We start from the raw sequence: 25649 nt of genomic DNA on the forward strand, positions 1-25649 counted from the left end.
AAAGGATTTATGAATGCAGCTGTAAAAGTACCACCAGAACTTGCAGATACTATTATGGCTACAATAATATACTTTGCTGCAACTAGTATGATAATGGATAAGGTTATTAAGAAATTTAAAAAATCTAAAAAGGATAAATCTGATAAAAAAGATATTACTGAAAGGGTGGTGGAAAAATAATGTGGAGTATAATTGAACAAGTTTTTCCATATGCAATTTCTTATACAATTCCTTTATTAATTACAGCATTAGGAGCACTTTATTGTGAAAGAAGTGGGGTTGTAAATATAGGGTTAGATGGACTTATGATAATTGGGTCATTTGCAGGGGCTTTATCAGTTTCTAAATTGCAAGAAAATGGAGTGCCAGGGGCTCTATGGATTGGATTATTAGTAGCAGTAGTAATAGGAGTATTATTCTCATTACTTCATGCTTTTGCAAGTATAAATTTAAATGCAGATCAAGTTATAAGTGGTACAGCTATTAATATGATGGCTGGAGCATTAACAATATATTTAGCAAGAAATATCACAGGAAGTGGGAATATAAGAGTAGCTAATGGATTTATTCCAAAGGATATTCCAATATTATCTGAAATACCTGTAATAGGGCCACTTTTCTTTACAAAAACATATGCTACTACTTGGTTAGTACTATTAATACTATTAATTAGTGCATTCTTACTATATAGAACTAGTTTCGGATTAAGACTTAGAGCTTGTGGAGAACATCCTCAAGCAGCACAAGCAGCTGGAATTAGCGTGTTTAAAATGAGATATATAGGAGTTATGATATCTGGAGGAATGTCAGCTTTAGGTGGAGCTATAATACTATTAACATATTCAGGAGAATTTAATGGTAATGTTGCAGGTCTAGGCTTCCTTGCTTTAGCAGCGTTAATATTTGGGCAATGGAAACCTCTTGGAATATTAGGAGCAACTTTCTTCTTCGGATTTGCTTCAACTATAGCCAATGTTTCACAAGTAATACCAACATTAGCTCAAATACCTGGAGTGATACTAAAAACATTCCCTTATATAGTAACTTTAATAGCTTTAGTATTATTCTCTAAATCATCACAGGCACCTAAGGCTTCTGGAGAACCTTTTGATACAGGCAAGAGATAACATATTGATATAAAAAATATTATATATGGGGGAATGAGATATGAAAATATTTCTAGACACAGCTAACGTAGATGAAATAAGAATTGCAAATGATATGGGTGTTATTTGTGGTGTAACTACAAATCCATCTCTAATAGCTAAAGAAGGAAGAGATTTTAAGCAAGTAATAAAGGAAATTACATCTATTGTTGATGGTCCAATTAGTGCTGAGGTTATAAGCTTAAACCATGATGAAATGGTGGAAGAAGCTCTTGAACTTATTAAAATCCATCCAAATGTGGTTATTAAAATTCCAATGACTATAGAGGGATTGAAGGCTGTAAACATATTATCATCAAAGGGAATAAAAACTAATGTAACATTAATTTTTTCTACTGCTCAGGCTTTATTAGCAGCTAGAGCAGGTGCAAGTTATGTTAGTCCTTTTATAGGTAGAGTTGATGATATAGGCAGTAAGGGAGTAGAACTTATTGAAGAAATAGCATCAGTTTTTAGGATTCATAATATAGCGACAGAAATAATAGCAGCTAGTGTTAGAAGTCCAATTCATAGTATTGAGGCAGCATTAGCAGGAGCTCATATAGCAACAATTCCATATAATATTTTAATTCAAATGACAAAAAATCCTTTAACAGATATAGGCATAGAGAAATTTTTAAGTGATTGGAATCATAGTGCTAAAAAATAATGTAAGTATTCTATATTAAAGGTTATAATAATTGATTTTAAAGTGCTTTTATTAAAGACATCTAAAGTGTTAACCAAAGATATAAAAAATATCTTTAAATGCTTTAGGTGTCTTTTTATTCTAGTTAACTTTATTTTTTTAATGCCATATGGTAAAATAATCATAAAATGTTAATTTAAGTAAAATAATTCGGTTATTATTAAAATAACATAAATATAAAATTAGGAGGGGAAAAATGAGAATTAAAATGGGAAAGCTAAAAAGGTTCTTAGCTTTAGTTGCAGTTTTTACTTTTATAGTAGGTAATTTACCTATGAATTTAGTTAAAGCTGTAGGAGAAGAATTATCAACAGAAACAATTCAAATTCTTGCAACAACAGATTTGCATGGAAGGTTTACTCCGTTTGATTATGCAAGAGCAACGAAATCAGATGGAGGGTTAACTCAGATAGCCACGTTGGTTGAACAAGAAAGAGCGAAAAATGATAATACTATTCTTGTTGATAATGGAGATACTATCCAAGGAAACTATAATCACTTATTCTTGAAAGATAAAGTAAATCCAATGATATTAGGCTTAGGTGAAATAGGATATGATTCCTATAGTTTTGGTAACCATGAGTTTAATTTTGGGATGGATAAACTATTTGAAATAACAAATCAAGCGAAGAGTGCTAATATAGCCGTATTATGTGCTAACCTCTATAAAGATGGTAAAAGGGTATTTCAAGCATATAATATGAAAACTTTAAAGAATGGGGTAAAAGTTGCAACAATAGGAGTTGTTACACCACATATCACCAAATGGGATGGGCCTAACTTAGTTGGATATGAACCAACTAATCCAGCTCAGGAAGTTGCAAAAGTTATTGAAGAGATAAAGAAGACAGAAGGTGGAGCAGATGTCTATGTTGTAACCGCTCACATGGGTTATGAAAATGAATATGGAAGTGGAGATTCAGCTAAAGAAGTAGCAGAGAAGAATCAAGATGTAGACATTGTTATTATGGGACATAGCCATATGGCAGATCTTAATAAGACAGCAGGTAATGCAATTTTAATTCAGCCTACAAATAATGCTGGAAGTTTAGGGAAAGTTGAAATAAGCTTAACTAAAAAAGATGGTAAATATGAAATAACTAGTAAAAAAGGAAGTTTCATTAGTACATCTAAAGTTGTAGAAGATACTGAGTTAGGTAACAAATTAAGTGAATATGATGAAAGAGCTAAGGAGGATGCGAATACAGTTATAGGGAATCTTAAAGGCCATGATTTAGCAGACAAAAATGAAATTGCAGATATTCCAGAGTCATTAGTTAGAGATCAAGGTGTAACAGATTTTGTAAATGAAGTTCAGCTATATAATAGTTCTAAACATTTAACTGATAAGGGAATAAATCCAAGTGATGTATATCTTGTATCAGCAGCGGCTTTATTTGATGCAGATTCTAATATGAAATCTGGAGAAATAAAAAAATCAGATGTATCTAAGATTTATAAATACGATAATAAACTTTACACAATAAAAACTACTGGAAAGCAACTTAAGACTTTTATGGAGTGGACAGCATCAATATATAATACTTTTAATAATGGAGATTTAACAGTATCACTAAATCCTAATATTCGATTATATCAATACGACATGTTTGATGGAATAAGTTATGAAATAAATATTTCTAAAGCAGCAGGAAGCAGAATTGAAAATGTTAAGTTTGAAAAGGATGGAAAAATTGTTGAAGACACTGATGTAGTATATCTATCAGTAAATAATTATAGATATGATTCAGTTTTATCAGGATTATTTGAAGCAGGTACTCATGAAAAGATATATGATACAAATAATGATAGTATTTCTGATATGAGAGACTTAATAACAGATTATATAGTAAATGTTAAAGGTAGTACTATAGAAAGAAATATAGATGATAACTGGAAGCTTACAGGAGTAAATTATGACGAAAAATTAAGAGCAGAAGCAGTTAAATTAGTAAATGATGGAGTGATTAAAATACCAGCATCAGAAGATGGAAGAACTCCTAACGTAAAAAGTTTAACTATAAATGATGTTTTAGTTGCTAAAAATTTAAAGAGGATTGAATTAATAAGCTTTAATGATTTACATGGAAATGTACAAGAAAGTGGTAAAAATGTTGGAATAGCTAAGTTAGCATCAGCAATAAAGGAAAAAACTATATTAAATGGTTTTTCTAATTATGAAGCTATACCATTATCTGCAGGAGACTTGTATCAAGGTACAGCTATATCTAATCTTACTAAGGGAGCTCCAGTAAATGAATTTTTAAAAGATATAAAAATACCTGCATCTTCAGTTGGAAATCATGAATTTGACTGGGGAAAAGATTTAATAGCTAAATGGGCAGAACAAGGTAATTTTGATTTCTTAGCTGCTAATATTATAGATAAAAATACAGGAAAGCCTGTTACATGGGCAGATCCATATAAGATTATTGAAGTAGATGGGGTTAAAATTGGTTTAATAGGAGTTACGACACCAGAAACAGCTTACAAGACAACACCAGCAAATGTAGCTGATTTAACCTTTGAAGATCCTTCAATATCAGTTCAAAAATATGCTGATAAATTAAGAAATGAAGATAAGGTTAATGCAGTAGTTGTATTATCTCACTTAGGTGCAACAACAGATAAGACTGGAAAAACTACAGGAGAAGCTGTGGATTTAGCAAATAAGGTTAAAAATGTTGATGCGATTATAGCTGCACATGATCATCAATTTACAAATGCAGAAGTTAATGGAATTAAGATAATTGAGGCTGGATATAATGGAAGAGCTTTAGGATTGTTAACTTTTGATTTTGATAATACAGGAAAATTAGTTGAACTTAATGCTAATTTAGACATGCTATTTGAAAGAAGCTCTACTATAGTACCAGATGAAGCTTCCGCAAATATAGTAAAGAAATATGAATCTGAGTTAGAACCTATTTTAAAAGAAAGAGTAGCAGATTTAGATAAGGATTTATCTCATGATAGAAATGAAGGACTTACACCACTTGGCATAGTTGTATCTGAGACAATGAGAAAAGTTACAGGTGTAGATATTGCAATAACTAATGGTGGAGGAATTAGAGCACCATTATCAATGGGAGTATTAACAATGGGAGATTTATATACAATATTACCTTTTGATAATACTTTAGTGACAATGGAATTAAAGGGAATGGATATTAAAGCTGCATTAGAGCATGGAATTATGCCAGAAAACTTTGGATGGGGACAATTCTCAGGAGTTAAGGTTTGGTATGATAAAAATGCTGAAGCTGGAAATAGAATAACATCAATTAGATTAGCTGATGGTACTCCATTAGATATGGATAAATATTATACAGTTGTAGTAAATGACTTTATGGCAACTGGTGGAGATGGTTACAACTTCAGTAATGCTAAAAATATGAAAGATACAATGCTTGTAATGAGAGACGAAATAATTAAAGAATGGAAAGCTAATGGTGTAGATACAAATACTGCAAATCTATTAATAGCAGGAGTAGATGATACTAAAGATAATACAAACCCAGGAGGAAATCCAGGTGAAAATAATAATGGACAAGAAGGATCAAATAATGGAGGTAATTTACCTAACACTGGAGGAAGAAACCCTATGGTATTATTAATAATTGCTATTGAAATATCAGGGGTTGGTTATACAATGTTTAGAAAGAAAACTGAGAAAAAGGTTAGTTAATTTCTGGGGGGCTATCTTATAATATAGATAGCTCCTTTTCATGGTAGAAAGTAAGAGATAAAATTTAAGATAATCAAAATTCATAAAATAATTAAGTTTAAGTCACTTGTCTAGAAAAGAATTAGAATTAGAAATTAGGAAATAATATTATTATTATAGTAAATAAGCTTGATAAATTGAAATTATTAATTCATAATATAAATACATATATAAATTCGAATATACATATCTTTAATGTATCTTATGAAACTCCCATAATTAGAACTTAAGAATAAAATATGGAGGTGTAATTTTGAATAGGGAAAATTACGAGAAAAAGACTTTAATAGAATTAAAGGAAATAGCAAAAGAACTTAACATAAAGAATATCAGTAAATTAAAGAAAAGTGAGATTATTGATGAAATATTAGATAAGTCTCCAAAAAGCATAGAAAAGGACGGCGTTATATTACAAGAAAAGATAACACCTAAGATAAAAGTTGAAGAGGATTCAAGTATTATTAAAGAAAACAAAGAAGAAGTTAGGGAAGAAAAAAGAGAAAGATTAAAGGTTATGATAAATGAATCGGATACAGCAAAAGGTGTATTAGAGATTTTAGAAAATAACAGTTTTGGATTTTTAAGATGTAATAATTATCAAACAGGAGAAAATGATATTTATGTATCTCCATCACAAATAAGAAGATTTAATCTGAGGACCGGCGATGAGGTTCAAGGAAAAGTTAGGGAATCAAAAGAAGGAGAGAAATTCAAAGCATTACTATACGTTGAAAAAGTAAATGGAGAGAATCCAGAAAGAGCAGTAGGTAGAAAATCCTTTGAATCATTAACTCCAATATATCCAGAAGATAGACTTCATTTAGAAACAAGTAATGAAAATGACTTATCATCAAGATTAATGGACATAATTTGTCCGATAGGTAAAGGTCAAAGAGGTATAATAGTAGCACCACCTAAGGCTGGAAAGACTACATTATTAAAAAAAGTAGCACAAAACATATCTAAAAATTATCCAGAAGTTAAATTAATAGTATTACTAATTGATGAAAGACCTGAAGAAGTAACAGACATGAAGAGATCAATAAATGGTGATGTAATATATTCAACATTTGATGAAGAACCTCAAAACCATGCTAAAGTATCACAGATGGTTCTAGAGAGAGCGAAGAGAATGGTTGAGCAAGGTAAAGATGTAGTGATTTTATTAGATAGCTTAACTAGACTTTCTAGGGCATATAATTTAACTATAACACCAACTGGTAGAACTTTATCTGGAGGGTTAGATCCAGGTGCATTAATTATGCCTAAAAAGTTCTTTGGTGCTGCTAGAAATGTTGAGGAAGGCGGAAGTTTAACTATTTTAGCAACAGCATTAGTAGATACTGGTTCAAGAATGGATGATATGATATTTGAAGAGTTTAAGGGAACAGGTAACATGGAAGTTCATTTAGATAGAAAGCTACAAGAAAGAAGAATTTTCCCTGCTATAGATATATATAAATCAGGTACAAGAAAAGAAGATCTTATTTTAACTAATGAAGAAAAAGAAGTGGCTTATTCAATAAGAAGAGTTATGTATAGAGATGGAAATGTAGAAAATGTTACAGAAAAATTAATAAATATGCTTTCAAAAACTAAGAATAATAAAGAGTTTATCAATATATTTAGCAAAAGCGAAATAGAAAAAAGATAAAAAAACTATGGGATTTTTTTCCCATAGTTTTTTTACTTTTTAAGTACTAATTTATCGGCTAACTTCACAATATTTTTTTTAGAATATAATGATGATAATTTAGATAAATTTAATCGCATTTTTTCTAACTCTTTAGGATTAGAAATCAAATTATCTATAATCAGATTTATTTCTAATAAATTATCTATATAGAGAGCATATCCATTAGAAGTTAAGAACTCTACATTTTGAGTTTCTTGACCTGGAATAGCAAATGGTATTAATAAAGGTAAGTGTTTATTTATAGCCTCAGTAACAGTTAACCCACCAGGTTTGCTTATTATTAAATCTGAATATTCCATTAGATAATCGATATCCTTAGAGAAACCTAATATATGAAGTTTTTTATTTTTAATAGAATTATTATATTCTTTTAATAAACTATCTTTAAGACTTTCATTTTTACCACAGACTACAGTGATTCTCAGTTTATTTGAGTTATTTAATAATTCCTTTAATACGTAAGATATATTCTTTAATCCCATGCTTCCGCTCATTAATAAAATATTAAAATAATCATCATCTTTAGTAGATTTAATATCTAATTCATTATGGGAAAACTCATCTTTGACAGGAATACCATAAGAAAATATTTTGCTAGAATCAATTCCCCTAATTGAAAGATCAGTCTTAGTATTCTCACTTGCAGTAATATAAGCATCTATATTGGTATCTATATAAGTAGAATGTGCTTTAAAATCAGTAACTATTACAATTGTAGGAATGTCTAATCCTTTCCTTTTTAGAGCACCTATAATGCTTACTGCAAAAGGGTGAGTGACTAAAATTATATCTGGTTTTGCTGTGTCAACTAATCTTTTAATTTTTCTTTTAGTCATTGAGAATACAAATGATAAAAGCTTATTAGTAATTTCTTTATCGGTTATATTATAAGCAATACCATAAGTTTTAGGAAAGAAAGCAGCCGACACTTCGTATCCGGTAATAAATAATTTAGTTAAAAATTTACTATTATTTTTTAAAAAATCATGAGTTATTACTTCATATCCAGATTCTTCAAAGGTAGTTGTAATAGATTTTGCAGCTTGATTATGGCCTTCACCAGTAGAAGTTGTTAGTATTAAAATTTTCTTCATATATAACACTCGCTTTTCTAAATAACATAATAAAAAAATTTAAATTATACCAATATACATATTATAATATAAATTTACTAGTAAAAGTCAAAAAATAAAAAAATATAATATGCTTATTATATAAATATATATATATATTCTTTACATATTATATCCTTTTATTTAAATTATTAAAAAATAATGATTATTATTTTGATAAAAAGAAAATGGGAAAGATATTATCTTTCCCATAATTTCTATTTGTTAAGATTAAATCTCTTATTGAATTTGTCAACTCTTCCGCCAACATCAATAATTTTTTGTTTACCAGTGAAGAATGGGTGGCATTTAGAGCATATTTCTACTTTTAGTTCGTCTTTAACAGAACCAGTTGTAAAAGTATTTCCACATGCACACTTAACTACAGCTTCGTGATTGTATTTTGGATGTATGCCTTCTCTCATATTTTTCACCTCTTTCGAATACTTAAATAACTACTAGAGTATATCACAGGTTAATATTATGGTCAATATTCTACATAATAAAAATATCTTTGATTACTTATAAACAAAAATGCTATAATCTATATATCTAATGTAAAGGAGACATAAATATGAGTAAATTATATTTTAGATATGGAGCCATGAATTCAGGAAAGTCAACGCACCTTATGCAGGTAGCATACAATTATGAAGAAAGAGGCATGAAGGTTATATTAATTAAGCCATTTACAGATACTAAGGGTGGAGATAAATTAGTTTCAAGGCTTGGTGTAGAAAGAAAAGTAGATTTTGCTATTTATGAAGAAGATAGTATATTAGAAAAAGTAAAATGTTATAAAGAAAATAATGGGAATATAGATTGTATTTTAGTGGATGAAGTTCAATTTCTAAAGTCAAATCAAATAGATGATTTATTTGAAATAGCTGTAGGACTAGAGATACCAGTTATTTGTTATGGACTTAGAACAGACTTTAGGATGCAAGGCTTTGAAGGTAGTATAAGATTACTATTATTAGCACATAGCATAGAAGAGATGAAAACTATATGTAAATGTGGAAGGAAAGCAGTCTTAAATGGTAGAAAAATAGATAACAGATTTGTCTTTGAAGGAGAGCAAGTAGCTATTGATAATGTTAATAATGTAGAATATGAATCTTTATGTGGACACTGTTATTTTAAATATAAAAATAATTTATAATAAGAGAGTGTGGTAGTATGAGAAAGTGTGAAGTAGGGGGCCAAGCTGTAATTGAAGGCGTTATGATGAGAGGAAGCAAAGGTCAAGCTACTGCAATTAGAAAGCCTAATGGTAAAATAGAAATAGATATGAAAAAGATAGTTCCAATAACTAAGAAATATAAAATTTTAAATATTCCTTTCATAAGAGGAATATTCGTTCTTATTGATTCTTTAGTTACAGGAATAAATACTTTAAATTATTCAGCTTCCTTTTTTGAGGATGATGAAGAAGAAGAATCAAAGTTTGAACTTTGGTTAAAAAATAAATTTGGAGAAAAAAGTAATGATTTAATAGTAGGAGGTACTATGGTATTATCTTTTGCCTTAGCTATCGGATTATTCGTTGCTTTACCTACAGGGATTGCATCATTATTTAGCATAATGAAGTTAAATCCAGTACTATTAAATTTAATAGAAGCGCTTATTAGAATTACAATTTTACTTATATATATGTATTCAATAAGTAAAATGGAAGATATTTATAGAGTTTTTCAATATCATGGAGCTGAACATAAATCAATATTTTGCTATGAAGCTGGAGAAGAACTAACTGTAGAAAATGTTAGAAAATTTACTAGATTTCATCCAAGGTGTGGAACTAATTTTTTATTTCTTATTATGTTTGTAAGTATAATAATTTTTAGTTTCACTGGTTGGGGAAGTTTTTTTGAAAGACTTGCACTAAGAATAATATTTATACCAATAGTTTCAGGGATAACATATGAGTTAATAAGATGGCTTGGTAAAAGTGATAATGTTTTATCCAAAGTAATAGCTTATCCAGGTCTAAAGCTTCAAGAACTTACTACTAAAGAACCTGATGATGATCAATTAGAGGTAGCTATAGCAGCTCTTATGAGAGCAGAAGGAATAAAACCAAATCAAAAAACTATAGGTGAACTTTTAGATATGGGATCTAAAGAGTTGAAAGATAGAAGTATAGATACGTATATTTTAGATGCTCAATTATTGTTAGGAATGGTATTAGGAAAAGACAAGATATATCTTATTACAAATAGAGATAAAGAGGTTTCAGAGAAGGATAAACAAGAGTATATTTCTTTAATTAAAAAAAGAAGTGAAAAAATGCCTATAAAGTATATATTAGGTGAAACAGAGTTTATGGGCTTTGATTTTGATGTAGAAGAAGGTGTTTTAATTCCTAGAGGTGATACTGAAATACTTGTAGAAGAATTATTATCTATTATTAGGGAAGACGATAAACTAAAAGTTTGTGATCTTTGCTCAGGGAGTGGAGCAATAGGAATATCTTTAGCAATGTATAGAAAAAATATAGAAGTAGATGAAATAGATTATTTCGAAGTTCCAGAAAAAGTTACTAAAAGTAATATAGTTAAGCATGCTTTGGAAAATAGAGTTAAATTTATTAAGAGTAATTTATTAGAAGAGCCAATCAAAGCAGGAAGGAAATATGATGTAATTGTGTCAAATCCCCCATATATAAAGTCTTGTGAAATTGAAAAGCTTATGGATGATGTTAAACTTTATGAACCTCATACAGCATTAGATGGTGGAGATAATGGTTTAGTATTTTATAAGGAGATAGTTGAGCAAAGTAAGTTAGTACTTAATGAAAACGGAGTTTTGGCTTTTGAAATTGGCCATGATCAAGGTCTTGATGTAAGAATACTAATGGAAGAAGCAGGATTCACAAATGTAAAATTGGTAAAAGATTTAGCGGGATTAGATAGAGTTTTACTGGGATACTTTAAATATTGATAAAGATATATCTCTTGTGATATAATAGGGAGATGTAAAAAAATAAATAACGGAGTGATATTTATGTTATTAGATAAATTAGCGTTCATAGAAAATAAATATGATGAATTATCAGTAAAGATATCAGATCCTTCAATTATGGCTAATCAAAACGAATGGAGAAAGCTATGTAAGGAGCATGCTGATTTAGAGATTATTGTTACAGCTTATAGAGAATATAGAACAGTTATAGATGATTTAGAAGCTAATAAGGAAATGTTAGCAGATGAAAGTGATAAGGAAATGAGAGAAATGCTTTCTGAAGAAATTTCTATGCTAACAGAAAGGAAAGCAGAGTTAGAAAAACATATTCAAATTTTACTATTACCTAAGGATCCTAATGATGAGAAGAACGTATTTGTAGAAATAAGAGGAGGAGCAGGTGGAGACGAAGCAGCTTTATTTGCAGCAAACCTTTTTAGAATGTATACAAGATATGCTGAAACTCAAAGATGGTCAGTTGAACTTATGAGTGCCAATGAAACTGATATTGGTGGCTTTAAAGAAGTAGTATTTATGATTAAAGGTAGTGGCGCATACTCAAAGCTTAAGTATGAAAGTGGAGTTCATAGAGTACAAAGAGTTCCTGATACAGAATCAAGTGGTAGAATTCATACATCTACTGCAACTGTGGCAGTATTACCAGAAGTTGATGATGTTGAAATAGAAATCAATGAAAAAGATTTAAGAGTAGATGTTTATAGATCTTCAGGTAATGGAGGACAGAGTGTTAATACAACAGATTCAGCAGTAAGAATTACACATATTCCTAGTGGTGTTGTTGTTGCTTGTCAAGATGAGAAATCACAATTGAAAAATAAAGAAAAAGCTATGAGGATGTTAAGAGCTAGACTATATGAAGCAGCTGAAGCTGAAAGAAGCGCTGGAATAGCTGAAGATAGAAAGAGCCAAGTTGGTTCAGGGGATAGAAGTGAAAGAATTAGAACATATAACTATCCACAAGGAAGAGTAACAGATCATAGAATAGGTTTAACACTTTATAAGTTAGAATCATATTTAAATGGAGATATTGATGAAGTAATAAATGCATTAATCACAGCTGATCAAGCTGAAAAAATGAAGCAAATGGGAAACACAGACGCTATTTAATAAAAAAAGCCTTGCATTTTTAATGTGAGGCTTTTAAAGTAGGTGGGGCAATGAAGATACTTAAAGCCTTGAAGAAGGAAAGAAAGCAAAATAAACATTTCTTTATATTTATGGTAGCACTTTTTTTTATTCTTCCTATAATAGCTTTTCTATCACAAATAAAATCAATATTTTTGTGGGCTTATTTAGGAACAATAGAGTTTTTAATAGTTATAGCATGTATAAATAAATTTAACTATCATACTTTGAAATTTTCTTGTAATAACAATAAACTTAAATTAAGAAGTGGAATATTTACCAAAGAGTCAGTTATACTATGTGATAAGGTTGTTGTAGTGCATACTGATAAGGATAAAGAAGAAATGGACATAATACTTATAAGTACAGTAAGATTCAGAAATAAATATTTAAAACCAATTTCTATGAGCTTTTTAAAGAAGTATCCAGAAGCTTTAGAAGAGTACATAAAAGCTAAAAAAATGAATCCTGAAGAGAATTATTTTTTTCAGATAATAAGAAGGGGAGCTTTAAAAAAATATATTTTATTGGATGTTATATATAAAAATTGCGTAAGAGCTTCCTATACGGCCTCTGCTATAGAAAATATAAAAATAGCGAGGGAACAAATAGAGTTATAATAAATGAAATAAGAAAGAAGGAGTCTTTTTGGAAACAAAGATAAGTATTATTAAAGATATTGATAATGATATTGAATACTTAAGGGAAGCAGCATGTATAATATATAATGGTGGTATTGTAGCTTTTCCAACAGAAACTGTATATGGACTTGGAGCAAATGCTTTAAACGAAGAGGCTGTAGATAAAATATTTAAGGCGAAAGGTAGACCGCAAGATAATCCATTAATAGTTCATGTTGCTTCTAAAAATATAGATAATTTAGTTGAAGAAGTACCTGAAATAGCGAAGGAGCTAATAGATAAATTTTGGCCAGGACCCTTAACAATAATTTTAAATAAGAAAGATATAATACCTAATAGAACTAGTGCTAATTTAAAATCTGTTGGAATAAGGATGCCAGATAATGAAATTGCTTTAAAATTAATAGAACTTTCTGGATTCCCTATAGCAGCTCCATCGGCTAATATATCTGGAAGACCAAGTCCCACAGATGTAGAAAGGTGTATAGAAGATTTAGAAGGAAGAGTAGATTACATTATTGGTGGTGAAAAAAGTGATGTTGGGGTAGAATCAACTATAGTTGATTGTACAGTAATGCCACCAGTAGTATTAAGACCAGGTGGAATAACCTTAGAAATGCTTAAGGAAATTTGTAGTGATATTACTATAGATAAAGCTATACAAGGGAAACCAGATGCTAATTTAAAGCCTAAGGCACCTGGAATGAAGTATAGACATTATGCTCCAAAAGCAAAGTTACAAATAATAAAAGGAAATAAAGAAAAAACTATTGAAAAAATCAATGAAATAGTACAAAATTATATAGAAAATCAAAAAAAAGTTGCAATTTTGTCTACAGAAGAATTGTCTAGTAGATTTCCTTTAGGAGAAATTATTGCTTTAGGAAGTGAAAAGAATTTAAATGATATAGCAAGAAATTTATTTGAAGCTCTTAGAGAATGTGATGATATGAAAGTAGATTTTATTTTATGTCAAGCATTTGAAGAAAAAGGTGTGGGGCTTGCCATAATGAATAGATTAAACAAAGCAGCAGGATTTGATATATTAGAAGTATAATCAGGGAGGGAGGGGGAAACCTTTCCTTTTTTTATGAATTTATATAATACTTCATTTAGTTTTTGAGTGTGCTATAATAAGATCGCTATGATTTGAAGCAAAGTGACTTAATAAGCAACATTATATAGCGCATTTTTTATAATATTATAGTTGGGAGGAGTATCAGTGAAGAAGATAGCAATTGGCTCTGATCATGGAGGCGTTGAACTTAAGGCTGAAATCAAAGAATTCTTATTAAAAGAAGGATATGAAGTAAAAGATTTTGGAACTAATTCAACAGGTTCATGTGATTATCCGGATTATGCACTACCAGTAGCAGAAGCGATAGCTCAAAAAGAATATGATTTTGGAATCTTAATTTGTGGTACAGGAATAGGAATAGGAATTGCAGCTAATAAAGTTCCAGGAATTAGAGCAGCACTATGTTCAGATACGTTTAGTGCACATGCAACAAGAGAACATAATGATGCCAATATATTAACATTAGGTCAAAGAGTAGTAGGACCTGGATTAGCATTAGATATAGTTAAAACATTTTTAAATACTGAATTTGAAGGTGGAAGGCATCAGAATAGAGTAGATAAAATTTCAGAAATAGAAAAAAAATATAATAAATAAATTAAATTGCTATAGGAGGAATTGGAATGAGTAAAGTAACTCAAATTGATCACCCATTAATATTACACAAATTAGCTTTTATTAGAAGTAAGGAAACAGGTTCAAAAGACTTTAGGGAGTTAGTAGAAGAAGTTTCTATGTTAATGGCATATGAAGTAACTAGAGATTTAAGTACTGAAGAAGTGGAAATAGAGACTCCGATATGTAAAACTAAATGCAAGATGCTTTCTGGTAAGAAGATGGCTATAGTTCCAATATTAAGAGCAGGATTAGGAATGGTAGATGGTATGCTAAAACTTATACCAGCAGCTAAAGTTGGGCACATTGGACTATATAGAGATGAAGAGACACTTCAACCAGTAGAATATTTCTGTAAATTGCCTCAAGATATAGCAGAAAGAGATGTAATTGTAGTAGACCCTATGCTTGCAACAGGAGGTTCAGCTGCAGATGCAATAACCATGTTAAAGAAGAGAGGAGCTAAGAATTTAAGACTTATGTGCTTAATTAGCTCTCCAGAAGGAATTGAATTTGTACAAAATGCACATCCAGATGTAGACATTTATGTGGCTGGAATAGATGAAAAATTAAATGAGCATGGATATATAGTTCCAGGACTTGGCGATGCTGGAGATAGATTATTTGGAACTAAATAATATAGGGTTAAAGAGGCGTGTAAAAACGCCTCTTAATTTGTTTATTTACTATGTAATGTGTATAATGGGATTATATAAATAAGATAATAAATATAAGATTATAAATATGTAAATATATTAGGAGGAACCTAGAATGGAAAAGAAAAAGGTAATAACGATATTTGGAACAAGGCCAGAAGCAATAAAAATGGCTCCTTTAGTAAAAGAGTTAGAAAGTAGAGAAGGTATTGAATCTAAGGTTTGTGTTACAGCTCAACATAGAGAAATGTTAGATCAAGTATTAGAATTATTTGATATTTCTCCAGATTTTGATTTAAATATAATGAAGAGTAAACAAACTCTAACTGGAATAACCAATAAAGTTTTAGAAGGACTAGAAGAGATTTTTATTAAAGAAAAACCTGATATGATATTAGTTCATGGTGATACTACTACTACATTTTCAGGCGCTCTTGCAGCTTTTTATCAACAAATAAAAGTTGGTCATGTAGAAGCTGGTCTTAGAACATTTGATAAGTATTTTCCTTTTCCTGAAGAGATGAATAGAAAACTTACAGGTTCTTTAGCTGATTTACACTTTGCTCCGACAAAGGGCTCTAAATCAAACCTTTTAAGGGAAGGCGTTAATGAAGGTGATGTATTCATAACAGGAAATACTGTGATAGATGCAATGCTTCATACAGTTAAGAATAATTATAAATTTGAAAATGAATTATTAAATACTATAGATTTTGAAAATAAAAAAGTAATTATGATAACTGCACATAGAAGAGAAAATTGGGGTCAAGGAATAGAAAATATTTGTGATGCTTTAAATAAAATAGTTGAAGAAAATGATGATGTTGAATTAGTATATTTAGTTCATTTAAATCCAGTAGTAAAAGATGTAGTAACAAAAAAATTGGGTAACAAAGAGAGAATACATTTACTTCCTCCTATGGACACTAATGAAACTCATAATTTAATGAACAAGTGCTTTATGGTAATGACTGATTCAGGTGGATTACAAGAAGAAGCACCTCATTTAGGAAAACCAGTTTTAGTATTAAGAGATGTAACAGAAAGACCAGAAGCAGTAGAATATGGAACTGTAAAATTAGTAGGAACAGATGTTAATAATATAGTTAATGAAGCAAATATATTAATAAGAGAAGCGGAAGAATATTTAAAAATGAGTAAAGCTACAAATCCTTATGGAGATGGGCTTGCATCAAAAAGAATTGTTGATATTATAGAAAATTATTTTGGAATAAGTAGTAATAAAATAGAAGAATTCATCAGATAATTTTCTTGCAATTTCAAAAATTGAGATAATTGGGTTGAAATAAAGGAATAAAGTGGTATAATTGAATTGTGTTAATTGTTTAACGATTCAAAATATTGAATTAAAAGGAGATGGGAATATGAGAGAAGTTGTAATTGCGAGTGCAGTAAGAACTCCTATTGGTACATTTGGTGGGGCTTTAAAGGATGTTCCGGCAGTCGATCTAGGTGCTTTGGTTATAAAAGAAGCTATAAACAGAGCAGGAATAAAAGGTGAATTAGTTGAAGAAGTTTTAATTGGTAATGTAATACAAGCTGGACTTGGACAAAATATAGCTAGACAAGCAACTATTAAAGCAGGATTACCTAATGAAGTTCCTGCAATGACTATTAATATGGTATGTGGATCAGGTCTTAGAACTGTTTCATTAGCAGCTCAAATGATTAAAGCTGGTGATGCGGATATTATCGTTGCAGGTGGAACAGAAAATATGTCTCAAGCACCATATTTATTAAAAACAGCTAGATGGGGCCAAAGAATGGGCGATGGAAAAATGGTAGACTCAATGCTTAATGACGCATTAATGGATGCTTTTAATAACTATCATATGGGTATTACTGCGGAAAACATAGCTAAAGAATGGAATTTAACAAGAGAAGAACAAGACCAATTTGCTTTAAATTCTCAATTAAAGGCTGAAGAAGCAATTAAGTCTGGAAAATTTAAAGAAGAAATAGTTCCAGTTGTTATACCTCAAAGAAAAGGTGAACCAAAGGTATTTGATACAGATGAATACCCAAGATTTGGAGCAACTATTGAAAGTTTAGCTAAACTAAGACCTGCATTTATAAAAGATGGTACTGTAACAGCTGGTAATGCATCAGGAATAAATGATGGAGCAGCAGCTTTTGTAATTATGAGTGCAGAAAAAGCAGAAGAGTTGGGAATTACTCCTTTAGCTAAAATTGTATCTTATGGACAAAAAGGATTAGATCCTGCAATCATGGGATATGGTCCATTCCATGCGACAAAGAAAGCTTTAGAAGTAGCTAATTTAAAAGTAGAAGACTTAGATTTAATCGAATCAAATGAAGCTTTTGCAGCACAAAGTTTAGCAGTTGCTAAAGATTTGAATTTCGATATGAGTAAGGTCAATGTAAATGGTGGTGCAATTGCATTAGGACATCCAGTTGGAGCATCAGGTGCAAGAATATTAGTTACATTACTTCATGAAATGCAAAAGAGAGATGCTAAAAAAGGATTAGCAACTCTATGTATAGGTGGAGGAATGGGTACAGCTCTTATAGTTGAAAGAAGATAGGACTTACTATTAGCCCTCGAGTATTCGGGGGCTTTTAATTTTTATGAATTATAAATAAGGTTTGAGATAATAATAAATACATATAAAAGAAATGAAAATAAAAAGTGAATATACATAAGAGAGTTTATTCATTTTTCTAAAAATAAATGAAATTTTAATAATATAAGATGGAGCTAATCTATCAATAAATCCAAAGAAAACTAACTAAAAGTTATAAAAAAATAAGTGAAATTGTTATCAAGGGGTACAAGGATAAATTTTTTAGAAGATAAATTTTCTGAAAAATGAAGTGGAACTTGGAAAATAAGCTATATTTAAAGAAAATAGGAAAAAAAAAGAATTTACTTAAGCAAATCAGCTGTAAATCGTTGTAATCATATTAAATTAAGAAATAATCTGTTAAATAAACTTATTTGAGATTTTCATTAATTTTTTCAGAGTACTATAATAACAAGAGTTAGTTGGGAGTGATGATAGAATGAGTAAAGAAATGAAAAATGCTATTTATAATATGCTTAAGTATGATTTAGTAGCTGGGTTCATTTTTGTACTCATATTATCTAAATTATTTAATTTAAAAGTGGCACTTATATTTTTTTTAGGATTAATAGTATCTTTCATTAATACTTCTGTAAATGGACTAATTATTGAATATTCTTTATTAAAAGGTAAGGGGATATTATTATCACTAAGTTATATTGTTAGAATAATGATTATTATTTTAATAGCAGTACCATTTATAAATGATTTATTTCAACTTTTATCATATATTTCGGGATATTTAACCCATTTTTTATTTGTTGTAATTTATTGGGTTAAGAATGGGAAAGGAAGTGATTAAGTGGAACCATTAAAGCCAATATGGTCTTTTAATATTGGACCGTTGACAGTTGATATAGTTCCGGAAATACTGATGCAATGGATAATTATTCTTTTAATTGCTATTATTGCGATTTGGTCAGCTAAGAACTTAAAACTTAGACCGAATAGAAAGCAAGTAGTGGTTGAGTATATTTATTCTATTTTAAAAAAGGTAGTAATAGCTAATATGGGGGAGGAATTTCTTGATATTATTCCTTTTATCGGAAGTCTAGCAGTATTCTTAATAATTATGAATTTAACGGGTTTATTTGGACTACCAATACCTACAAAAAGTTTTAGCGTTACAGTAGCAATGGCTTTAATAACTTTCTATATGGTTCAATATTACACTATAAGAAAGTACGGTCTGAAGAAATATTTTAGAGGATATACGTACCCTCTAGCAGCTATAACGCCAATAAATATTTTAGAAAGAATAATGCTTCCAGTGTCTTTAGCACTAAGATTATTTGGTAACATACTTGCAGCAACATTTTTAGTTGAATTATGTTATGAGGCACTAGGACATGTAGGCTTTTTAGCATCAATAGGAATACCAGTACCGATAATGGCATACTTTGATCTTTTTGATGGGGCTATCCAAGCAGCCATTTTTATAATGTTAACTATGGTTAATATAAAAATGGTAGCGGAACACTCAGGGGATGCTGAGCACTAACTTTACTAAAGTTAGTTGTAAATAAAAAATGTATTATTTTAAGGAGGATTTTATCGTGGAAATATCAATGAGAGCATTAGCAGCGGCTATAGCTGTATTAGTAGGTATAGGAGCAGCAATTGGAATAGGAAATGCAACAGGAAAGGCTGTAGAAGGAATTGCAAGACAACCAGAGGCAAGTGGTAAAATTACTACTGCATTAATGCTAGGAGCAGCGTTTGCAGAAGCAACAGCTATTTATGGTTTATTAGTATCAATTCTTTTAATTTTCGTAGGAATAAAATAATGAATTGGTTCTTCAGAAGGATGGTGAATATCTATGTTATTGGAAATAAATCCTAGTACTCTTATTGCAACATTAATTAATTTTTTTATACTATTTTTAATTTTGAAGCATTTTTTCTTTAAAAAGGTTGAAGCAATAATCACTGAGAGAGAAGATCTTATAAATGAACAATTGGACTATGCTGAAGAAGAATCTGAAAAAGCAAGAATGATAGCTATTGAAAATGAAAGAATATTAAAAAATGCTAGAGAACAAGGAAAATTAATAACAGAAAAGCATAAAGAAAAGGCTGAAAAGGTATATGATGAAATAATTAATGATGCGAACCAAGAAGCCAAAAAAATAATAGAGAGAGCTAAGATTGAAATTAATAGAGAAAAAGAAAAAGTTCAAGATGAGTTAAAGAGAGAATCAATCCATTTAGCTATTGAACTTTCTAAAAAAGTTATAGAAAAAAATATCGATGAAGGTAAGAATAGGGAACTAATAGATGAATTTATAACTAAGGTAGGTAATTCATAATGTATGAATATTTAGACCGTAGATATGCATTGGCTTTGTATGAAGTAGCAGAAGAAAAAAACAAAGTTCAACAATATATACAAGATTTACATGAGATATGTAATATTATAGATACGAATAAAGAATTCTATGAAGTAATTAAGCAACCTCAAATTAGTACAAAAATGAAGAAGAGAACCTTTATAAATATTTTTAAAGGACATATAGATGAGGAATTATTATCATTTTTATTAATTCTTATTGAAAAAGATAGAATACTATACTTAAAAGAGAAATTAGTGGAAATGGAAAAGATAGACTTAGAAAGAAAAAATACTTTTAGAGGTATAGTTAAGACTACAGTTCCATTAACTGAAGAAGAATTTAATAATTTAGTATCTACTTTAGAAAAAAAATATAATAAGCATATAATTTTAGAACAAATCATTGATGAAGAAATTTTAGGCGGAATTTATGTTAGAGTTAATAATGATGTTATGGATGCAACAGTTAAATCTAAATTAGAAGATCTTAAAGAATTAATGCTTAATTACGAAAGAAAGAAAGAAAGAATTAGAGAGAAAAAATACTTTAAAAGGTATAGTTAAAACTACGGTTCCATTAACTGAAGAAGAGTATGGTAGATTAATATCTTCTTTAGAAAAGAAATACGGGAAGCGCATAATTTTAGAACAAATTATTGATAAAGAAATTATGGGTGGAATTTATATAAAAATTAATGATGATGTAATAGACGGAACAGTTGAAGGAAAAATAAGTAAGCTGAAAAAATCTATGTTTATAAGCGAATTGAGGTGAAGGTATGAATATTAAGCCTGAAGAAATAACTTCCATAATAAAAAGAGAAATTGAAAGATATGAAAAAGAAATTAAAACAGTAGATTCAGGTACTATTATTCAAATTGGTGATGGTATAGCAAGAGTTTATGGTTTAGATGATTGTATGGAAGGCGAATTATTAGAATTCCCAAATAATGTTTTTGGTATGGCATTAAATTTAGAACAAGATAATGTAGGGTGTGTTCTTTTAGGGCCAGAAGAAGGTATTAGAGAAGGGGACATAGTAAAGAGAACTAATACAATAGTTGAAGTTCCTGTTGGAGAAGAATTGCTAGGCAGAGTAGTAAATTCTCTAGGTGATCCTATCGATGGCAAAGGACCAATTAACAATTCTGGCTATAGACCAATAGAAGTTCCAGCACCTAGTATTATCGATAGAAGTTCTGTAAATGAACCATTACAAACAGGTATAAAAGCAATAGACTCTATGATACCTATAGGAAAGGGACAAAGAGAACTTATAATCGGTGATAGACAGACAGGAAAAACAGCTCTAGCAATAGATACTATATTAAATCAAAAAGATAAAGATGTAATTTGTATTTATGTTGCTATAGGACAAAAACAATCAACAGTTGCAAATATAGTAAATACTTTAGAAGAATTTGGAGCCTTAGATTATACTATAGTCGTAAGTGGGACAGCTTCTGAATCAGCACCACTTCAATATCTAGCACCATATGCTGGATGTAGTATGGGTGAGTATTTTATGCATAAAGGAAAAGATGTTCTTATAATTTATGACGATCTTTCTAAGCATGCAGTTGCATATAGAACAATGTCACTATTACTTAGAAGACCACCAGGTAGAGAAGCTTATCCAGGGGATGTATTCTATATTCATTCAAGACTATTAGAAAGAGCAGCAAAATTATCTAAAGAAAATGGCGGAGGATCATTAACTGCTTTACCTATAATTGAAACACTTGCTGGAGATGTAACTGCGTATATACCAACTAATGTTATATCAATTACAGATGGTCAAATATTCTTAGAATCAGATTTATTCCACTCAGGACAAAGACCAGCGGTAAATGCTGGTATATCAGTTTCGAGAGTTGGTGGAAATGCACAAATAAAGGCTATGAAACAAGTTTCAGGTACTTTAAGATTAGAGTTAGCTCAATATAGAGAACTTGAATCTTTTGCTCAATTTGGATCGGATTTAGATAAAGATTCTAAAAAGAGACTAGAAAAGGGAAAAAGATTAGTAGAAGTATTGAAGCAAGAACAATATTCTCCAATGGCAGTAGAGAAACAAATAGCAATTATTTATGCTATAGTCAATGATATGCTATCAGATATAAAAGTTAGTGATATTAGAAGATTCGAAAGAGAACTTTTAGAATATATGGATACTCACAATAGAGATTTATTAAAGAAAATATTTGAAGTTAAAGCATTAACTGATGAAATAAAGGAAGAACTAGATAATTCTATTGTGGAATTCAAAAAATTATTCTTGCAAGATGCATAGCTATTTTTAGCTATGCAATTCTTTAGGAGGTGGAATCTTGGGATCAGCAGGGCTTATAGAAATAAAAAGAAGAATAAAGTCAGTTGAAAGTACAAGAAAAATAACAAAAGCTATGAATGTTGTAGCCACTTCTAAACTTAGAAAAGTAAGGAAAGAGTTAAATAATAGTGAAGATTACTATGGCCTATGTGAGGAAATAGTAAATAATTTAGTATCTTCATTACCGGATGATTATGAAAATTCCTTCTTCAATACAAATTCTAATGATTTAGATAAGTTATATATTGTCATGACTTCAGATACTGGCCTTTGTGGAGGATTTAATGGAAATATAGCAAACAGCTTAAATGAAATAATAGAAAATAAAGGCTCTAGTAGAATAGTAGTAGTAGGAAGTAAGGGAATTCCGTATATGAGAAGATATGGATTTGATACTATGAAAGAGTATATAGAAATACCAGATATACCTACTATAAAAGAAGTAAGATCTATATATGATGATGCGGTATTTATGTTTAAAAATGGTGAAGTTGGTGAAGTAAATTTAGTATTCACTGAATTTAAATCTGCTATAAAGCAAGAAGTAAGAGTAGAAAAACTATTTCCTTTAGAGATAGAAAGTAAAAATTCAGAACAATTTTTAATAGAACCTAGTTTAGAAGAAGTTTTAAATTCTAGCTTAGATATATATTTCAAATGTAAAATAAGAAGAGCTATGCTGCATTCGAAAGTTAGCGAGCAAAGTGCTAGAATGACTGCTATGGATGGAGCAACACAAAATGCTAATGATATATTACATGCATTAAACCTCAAGTATAATAGAATTAGACAAGGAATGATAACTCAAGAAATATCAGAAATTGTAGGAGGGGCAGAAGCTCAAAAATAGTAAGGAGGGATACTGTGCCTGATAAAATTGGAAAAGTAGTCCAAGTAATTGGACCTGTAGTAGATATAAAATTTAATTCAGATTCTCTACCAAATATATATAATGAAATAAGAATAGATATGGGGAATAAGGAATTAGTAGTTGAAGTAGAACAACATATGGGTGATGATATAGTAAGAACTATAGCTATGGAATCAACAGATGGATTAAAAAGAGGCATGAAGGCATTAGATATGGGAAGATGTATTACAGTTCCTGTTGGAAGAGAAGTATTAGGAAGAGTATTTAATGTGCTTGGTCATCCTATTGATAATGAAGGGGATGTCTTAATTAGAGAAATGTATCCAATTCATAGACCAGCTCCAAGTTTTAAAGATCAGTCTTTGGAACCAGAAATGTTTGAAACTGGTATAAAGGTAATAGACCTTTTAGCTCCATATCAAAAGGGTGGTAAAATAGGACTTTTTGGCGGTGCTGGAGTTGGAAAGACTGTTTTAATACAAGAATTAATTAATAATATAGCAAAAGAGCATGGGGGTCTTTCTGTATTTACAGGTGTTGGTGAGAGATCAAGAGAAGGTAATGATTTATATTATGAAATGAAGGAATCAGGAGTTATAGAAAAGACAGCCTTAGTGTTTGGGCAAATGAATGAATCTCCTGGAGCTAGAATGAGGGTTTCATTAACTGGGTTAACCATGGCAGAATATTTCAGAGATCAAGGCCAAGATGTATTATTATTCATTGATAATATATTTAGATTTACACAAGCTGGATCAGAAGTATCTGCGTTACTTGGAAGAATTCCTTCAGCTGTTGGTTACCAACCGACTCTTGCTACTGAAATGGGTGCATTACAGGAAAGAATTACTTCAACAAAAAATGGATCTATAACTTCAGTTCAAGCAGTTTATGTTCCAGCTGATGACTTAACTGACCCAGCACCAGCAACAACATTCACTCACTTAGATGCGACAACAGTTCTATCAAGAAGCATAGTTGAACTTGGAATATATCCAGCTGTTGATCCACTTGAATCAACATCAAGAATATTAGATCCGAGAATAGTAGGTAGAGAACATTATGATGTTGCTACTGATGTAAAAAATATTCTTGAAAGATATAAGGAATTACAAGATATAATTGCAATTTTAGGGGTAGATGAATTATCTGATGAAGATAAGAAAGTAGTTGCAAGAGCAAGAAGAGTTCAAAGATTCTTATCTCAGCCATTTACTGTTGCAGAACAATTCATAGGAATTAAAGGAAAATATGTGCCAGTAAAAGAAACTGTAAGAGGGTTTAAAGAAATATTAGAAGGAAAATATGATGATTTACCAGAATCAGCTTTCCTTTTAGTTGGAAGTATAGAAGAAGCTGTAGAAAAAGCTAAGACCTTAAGATAGGGGATGAAGTTATGAGTAATACTTTCAAAATAACTATTGTTTCCCTAGGTAAAAAGTCTATAGAATTCGAAGGAGAAGCATTAATAACATCTACTTTTGATGGACAGATTGAGTTTAAATCAAATCATGCACCTATAATTGTAAGCACAGTTCCAGCAACAACTACAATAATTAATGGAAATAGTAAAGAAGAATTATTTACTTCAGCTGGAATAGTATATGTGAAAAATAATGAGCTTAAGTTTTGCTGTGATGCTGCAGAAAAATCTTCAGAGATTGATAGAGATAGGGCTTTAAAATCAAAGGATAGGGCTGAAAAAAGATTAAAAGAAAATAACAATGTGGATATAGAAAGAGCTAAGAGAGCATTAGCCAGGGCAAATGCAAGAATTAGAACTTTAGATATTAATAATTAATGTTTAAGTAGTATATAAAGCCATAGGATAAATTCTATGGCTTTATATACTACTATAATAATATTTTTAATTACAATTTTTTAGTTTCAACATAGTATATTAAGATATAAGAATAAATACTAAAATGGCTATCGATATGGTAGTCTTTTTTTTATAAGTCATTATTTGTAAGTATTAGAGTTTTAAGTATTGACAATTAATCACAAATTTCAACTAT

Annotated in this window: 25 protein-coding genes and 1 pseudogene; 24 read left to right on the forward strand and 2 right to left on the reverse strand. The window is 30.0% G+C overall.

Annotated elements, in window-relative coordinates:
* The 5 genes and pseudogenes from QK892_RS12110 to rho all read left to right on the forward strand — a co-directional run.
* A pseudogene (locus tag QK892_RS12110) lies at nucleotides 1-180 on the forward strand (ABC transporter permease); the annotation flags it as partial.
* Nucleotides 180-1127: an ABC transporter permease gene (locus tag QK892_RS12115; RefSeq protein ID WP_317273802.1), complete on the forward strand. Its 948-nt coding sequence runs from the start codon at nucleotides 180-182 to the stop codon at nucleotides 1125-1127. The pseudogene QK892_RS12110 and the gene QK892_RS12115, both read left to right, overlap by 1 nt.
* Nucleotides 1128-1167: 40 nt before the next feature.
* On the forward strand, nucleotides 1168-1815 hold the full coding sequence (gene fsa, locus QK892_RS12120; RefSeq protein WP_317273803.1) for a fructose-6-phosphate aldolase: 648 nt from the start codon (nucleotides 1168-1170) through the stop codon (nucleotides 1813-1815).
* Between the two features lie 235 nt (nucleotides 1816-2050).
* A complete protein-coding gene (locus QK892_RS12125) occupies nucleotides 2051-5542 on the forward strand; it encodes a 5'-nucleotidase C-terminal domain-containing protein (protein ID WP_317273804.1) in 3492 nt (1163 codons plus the stop codon).
* A gap of 292 nt (nucleotides 5543-5834) precedes the next feature.
* Complete coding sequence (gene rho, locus QK892_RS12130) at nucleotides 5835-7235, forward strand: transcription termination factor Rho (protein WP_317273805.1); 1401 nt, start codon at nucleotides 5835-5837, stop codon at nucleotides 7233-7235.
* A gap of 32 nt (nucleotides 7236-7267) precedes the next feature.
* Here rho and QK892_RS12135 read toward each other — a convergent pair whose 3' ends face one another.
* Together QK892_RS12135 and rpmE are read right to left on the reverse strand one after the other, a co-directional pair.
* The gene (locus QK892_RS12135; protein WP_317273806.1) at nucleotides 7268-8371 is read right to left on the reverse strand and encodes an MGDG synthase family glycosyltransferase; all 1104 of its coding nucleotides are present in this window, start codon (nucleotides 8369-8371) and stop codon (nucleotides 7268-7270) included.
* Nucleotides 8372-8607: 236 nt separating this feature from the next.
* Nucleotides 8608-8814, reverse strand: coding sequence for a 50S ribosomal protein L31 (gene rpmE / locus QK892_RS12140; RefSeq protein ID WP_008676589.1), 207 nt, complete (start codon nucleotides 8812-8814; stop codon nucleotides 8608-8610).
* 149 nt (nucleotides 8815-8963) lie between these two features.
* Between rpmE and QK892_RS12145 the strand changes: the two genes are divergently transcribed.
* From QK892_RS12145 to QK892_RS12230, 19 genes are all read left to right on the forward strand, one after another.
* On the forward strand, nucleotides 8964-9551 hold the full coding sequence (locus tag QK892_RS12145; protein ID WP_317273807.1) for a thymidine kinase: 588 nt from the start codon (nucleotides 8964-8966) through the stop codon (nucleotides 9549-9551).
* Between the two features lie 17 nt (nucleotides 9552-9568).
* Nucleotides 9569-11332, forward strand: coding sequence for a peptide chain release factor N(5)-glutamine methyltransferase (prmC, locus tag QK892_RS12150; RefSeq protein ID WP_317273808.1), 1764 nt, complete (start codon nucleotides 9569-9571; stop codon nucleotides 11330-11332).
* 63 nt (nucleotides 11333-11395) lie between these two features.
* Nucleotides 11396-12481 (forward strand): peptide chain release factor 1, encoded by a 1086-nt coding sequence (prfA, locus tag QK892_RS12155; RefSeq protein WP_317273809.1) that lies wholly within the window; start codon nucleotides 11396-11398, stop codon nucleotides 12479-12481.
* A 50-nt stretch (nucleotides 12482-12531) separates the two neighbouring features.
* Nucleotides 12532-13119, forward strand: coding sequence for a hypothetical protein (locus tag QK892_RS12160; protein ID WP_317273810.1), 588 nt, complete (start codon nucleotides 12532-12534; stop codon nucleotides 13117-13119).
* Nucleotides 13120-13147: 28 nt separating this feature from the next.
* Nucleotides 13148-14197, forward strand: a complete 1050-nt coding sequence (locus QK892_RS12165; protein WP_317273811.1) for an L-threonylcarbamoyladenylate synthase — start codon at nucleotides 13148-13150, stop codon at nucleotides 14195-14197.
* 165 nt (nucleotides 14198-14362) lie between these two features.
* Nucleotides 14363-14815: a ribose 5-phosphate isomerase B gene (gene rpiB / locus QK892_RS12170; protein ID WP_317273812.1), complete on the forward strand. Its 453-nt coding sequence runs from the start codon at nucleotides 14363-14365 to the stop codon at nucleotides 14813-14815.
* A gap of 26 nt (nucleotides 14816-14841) precedes the next feature.
* Entirely contained in the window at nucleotides 14842-15471 is a 630-nt protein-coding gene (upp, locus tag QK892_RS12175) for a uracil phosphoribosyltransferase (RefSeq protein WP_317273813.1), read from the forward strand.
* Nucleotides 15472-15604: 133 nt separating this feature from the next.
* A complete protein-coding gene (gene wecB / locus QK892_RS12180; RefSeq protein ID WP_317273814.1) occupies nucleotides 15605-16756 on the forward strand; it encodes a non-hydrolyzing UDP-N-acetylglucosamine 2-epimerase in 1152 nt (383 codons plus the stop codon).
* A gap of 118 nt (nucleotides 16757-16874) precedes the next feature.
* Nucleotides 16875-18056, forward strand: a complete 1182-nt coding sequence (locus tag QK892_RS12185) for an acetyl-CoA C-acetyltransferase (protein WP_317273815.1) — start codon at nucleotides 16875-16877, stop codon at nucleotides 18054-18056.
* Nucleotides 18057-18534: 478 nt separating this feature from the next.
* On the forward strand, nucleotides 18535-18897 hold the full coding sequence (locus QK892_RS12190) for an ATP synthase subunit I (RefSeq protein ID WP_317273816.1): 363 nt from the start codon (nucleotides 18535-18537) through the stop codon (nucleotides 18895-18897).
* Nucleotides 18898-19596, forward strand: a complete 699-nt coding sequence (locus tag QK892_RS12195) for a F0F1 ATP synthase subunit A (protein ID WP_317273817.1) — start codon at nucleotides 18898-18900, stop codon at nucleotides 19594-19596.
* A 67-nt stretch (nucleotides 19597-19663) separates the two neighbouring features.
* On the forward strand, nucleotides 19664-19882 hold the full coding sequence (gene atpE / locus QK892_RS12200) for an ATP synthase F0 subunit C (RefSeq protein ID WP_317273842.1): 219 nt from the start codon (nucleotides 19664-19666) through the stop codon (nucleotides 19880-19882).
* A 33-nt stretch (nucleotides 19883-19915) separates the two neighbouring features.
* Nucleotides 19916-20404, forward strand: coding sequence for a F0F1 ATP synthase subunit B (locus QK892_RS12205; protein WP_394855028.1), 489 nt, complete (start codon nucleotides 19916-19918; stop codon nucleotides 20402-20404).
* Nucleotides 20404-20991 carry a F0F1 ATP synthase subunit delta gene (locus tag QK892_RS12210; RefSeq protein ID WP_317273818.1) on the forward strand — a complete coding sequence of 196 codons (588 nt, stop codon included), beginning with the start codon at nucleotides 20404-20406 and terminating at the stop codon, nucleotides 20989-20991. Before QK892_RS12205 ends, QK892_RS12210 begins: the two co-directional genes overlap by 1 nt.
* Nucleotides 20984-21202 carry a F0F1 ATP synthase subunit delta gene (locus QK892_RS18440; RefSeq protein WP_394855030.1) on the forward strand — a complete coding sequence of 73 codons (219 nt, stop codon included), beginning with the start codon at nucleotides 20984-20986 and terminating at the stop codon, nucleotides 21200-21202. Before QK892_RS12210 ends, QK892_RS18440 begins: the two co-directional genes overlap by 8 nt.
* A 4-nt stretch (nucleotides 21203-21206) precedes the next feature.
* Complete coding sequence (gene atpA, locus QK892_RS12215) at nucleotides 21207-22721, forward strand: F0F1 ATP synthase subunit alpha (RefSeq protein ID WP_317273819.1); 1515 nt, start codon at nucleotides 21207-21209, stop codon at nucleotides 22719-22721.
* A 37-nt stretch (nucleotides 22722-22758) separates the two neighbouring features.
* Nucleotides 22759-23610: an ATP synthase F1 subunit gamma gene (atpG, locus tag QK892_RS12220; RefSeq protein WP_317273820.1), complete on the forward strand. Its 852-nt coding sequence runs from the start codon at nucleotides 22759-22761 to the stop codon at nucleotides 23608-23610.
* Between the two features lie 14 nt (nucleotides 23611-23624).
* The gene (gene atpD / locus QK892_RS12225) at nucleotides 23625-25016 is read left to right on the forward strand and encodes a F0F1 ATP synthase subunit beta (protein WP_317273821.1); all 1392 of its coding nucleotides are present in this window, start codon (nucleotides 23625-23627) and stop codon (nucleotides 25014-25016) included.
* 11 nt (nucleotides 25017-25027) lie between these two features.
* Nucleotides 25028-25432 carry an ATP synthase delta/epsilon chain alpha-helix domain-containing protein gene (locus QK892_RS12230; protein WP_317273822.1) on the forward strand — a complete coding sequence of 135 codons (405 nt, stop codon included), beginning with the start codon at nucleotides 25028-25030 and terminating at the stop codon, nucleotides 25430-25432.
* The last annotated feature ends 217 nt before the right edge of the window (nucleotides 25433-25649 follow it).

The organism is Clostridium lamae (assembly GCF_033043255.1).
Classification (GTDB): Bacteria; Bacillota; Clostridia; order Clostridiales; family Clostridiaceae; genus Clostridium; species Clostridium lamae.

What these genes read in the sequence shown, in the direction of transcription:
- QK892_RS12115 (WP_317273802.1), top strand. Translation starts at nt 180, where the DNA reads ATGTGGAGTATAATTGAACAAGTTTTTCCATATGCAATTTCTTATACA.
- fsa (WP_317273803.1), top strand. Translation starts at nt 1,168, where the DNA reads ATGAAAATATTTCTAGACACAGCTAACGTAGATGAAATAAGAATTGCA.
- QK892_RS12125 (WP_317273804.1), top strand. Translation starts at nt 2,051, where the DNA reads ATGAGAATTAAAATGGGAAAGCTAAAAAGGTTCTTAGCTTTAGTTGCA.
- QK892_RS12135 (WP_317273806.1), bottom strand. Translation starts at nt 8,371, where the DNA reads ATGAAGAAAATTTTAATACTAACAACTTCTACTGGTGAAGGCCATAAT.
- rpmE (WP_008676589.1), bottom strand. Translation starts at nt 8,814, where the DNA reads ATGAGAGAAGGCATACATCCAAAATACAATCACGAAGCTGTAGTTAAG.
- QK892_RS12145 (WP_317273807.1), top strand. Translation starts at nt 8,964, where the DNA reads ATGAGTAAATTATATTTTAGATATGGAGCCATGAATTCAGGAAAGTCA.
- prmC (WP_317273808.1), top strand. Translation starts at nt 9,569, where the DNA reads ATGAGAAAGTGTGAAGTAGGGGGCCAAGCTGTAATTGAAGGCGTTATG.
- prfA (WP_317273809.1), top strand. Translation starts at nt 11,396, where the DNA reads ATGTTATTAGATAAATTAGCGTTCATAGAAAATAAATATGATGAATTA.
- QK892_RS12160 (WP_317273810.1), top strand. Translation starts at nt 12,532, where the DNA reads ATGAAGATACTTAAAGCCTTGAAGAAGGAAAGAAAGCAAAATAAACAT.
- upp (WP_317273813.1), top strand. Translation starts at nt 14,842, where the DNA reads ATGAGTAAAGTAACTCAAATTGATCACCCATTAATATTACACAAATTA.
- wecB (WP_317273814.1), top strand. Translation starts at nt 15,605, where the DNA reads ATGGAAAAGAAAAAGGTAATAACGATATTTGGAACAAGGCCAGAAGCA.
- QK892_RS12185 (WP_317273815.1), top strand. Translation starts at nt 16,875, where the DNA reads ATGAGAGAAGTTGTAATTGCGAGTGCAGTAAGAACTCCTATTGGTACA.
- QK892_RS12190 (WP_317273816.1), top strand. Translation starts at nt 18,535, where the DNA reads ATGAGTAAAGAAATGAAAAATGCTATTTATAATATGCTTAAGTATGAT.
- atpE (WP_317273842.1), top strand. Translation starts at nt 19,664, where the DNA reads ATGAGAGCATTAGCAGCGGCTATAGCTGTATTAGTAGGTATAGGAGCA.
- QK892_RS12205 (WP_394855028.1), top strand. Translation starts at nt 19,916, where the DNA reads ATGTTATTGGAAATAAATCCTAGTACTCTTATTGCAACATTAATTAAT.
- QK892_RS12210 (WP_317273818.1), top strand. Translation starts at nt 20,404, where the DNA reads ATGTATGAATATTTAGACCGTAGATATGCATTGGCTTTGTATGAAGTA.
- atpA (WP_317273819.1), top strand. Translation starts at nt 21,207, where the DNA reads ATGAATATTAAGCCTGAAGAAATAACTTCCATAATAAAAAGAGAAATT.
- QK892_RS12230 (WP_317273822.1), top strand. Translation starts at nt 25,028, where the DNA reads ATGAGTAATACTTTCAAAATAACTATTGTTTCCCTAGGTAAAAAGTCT.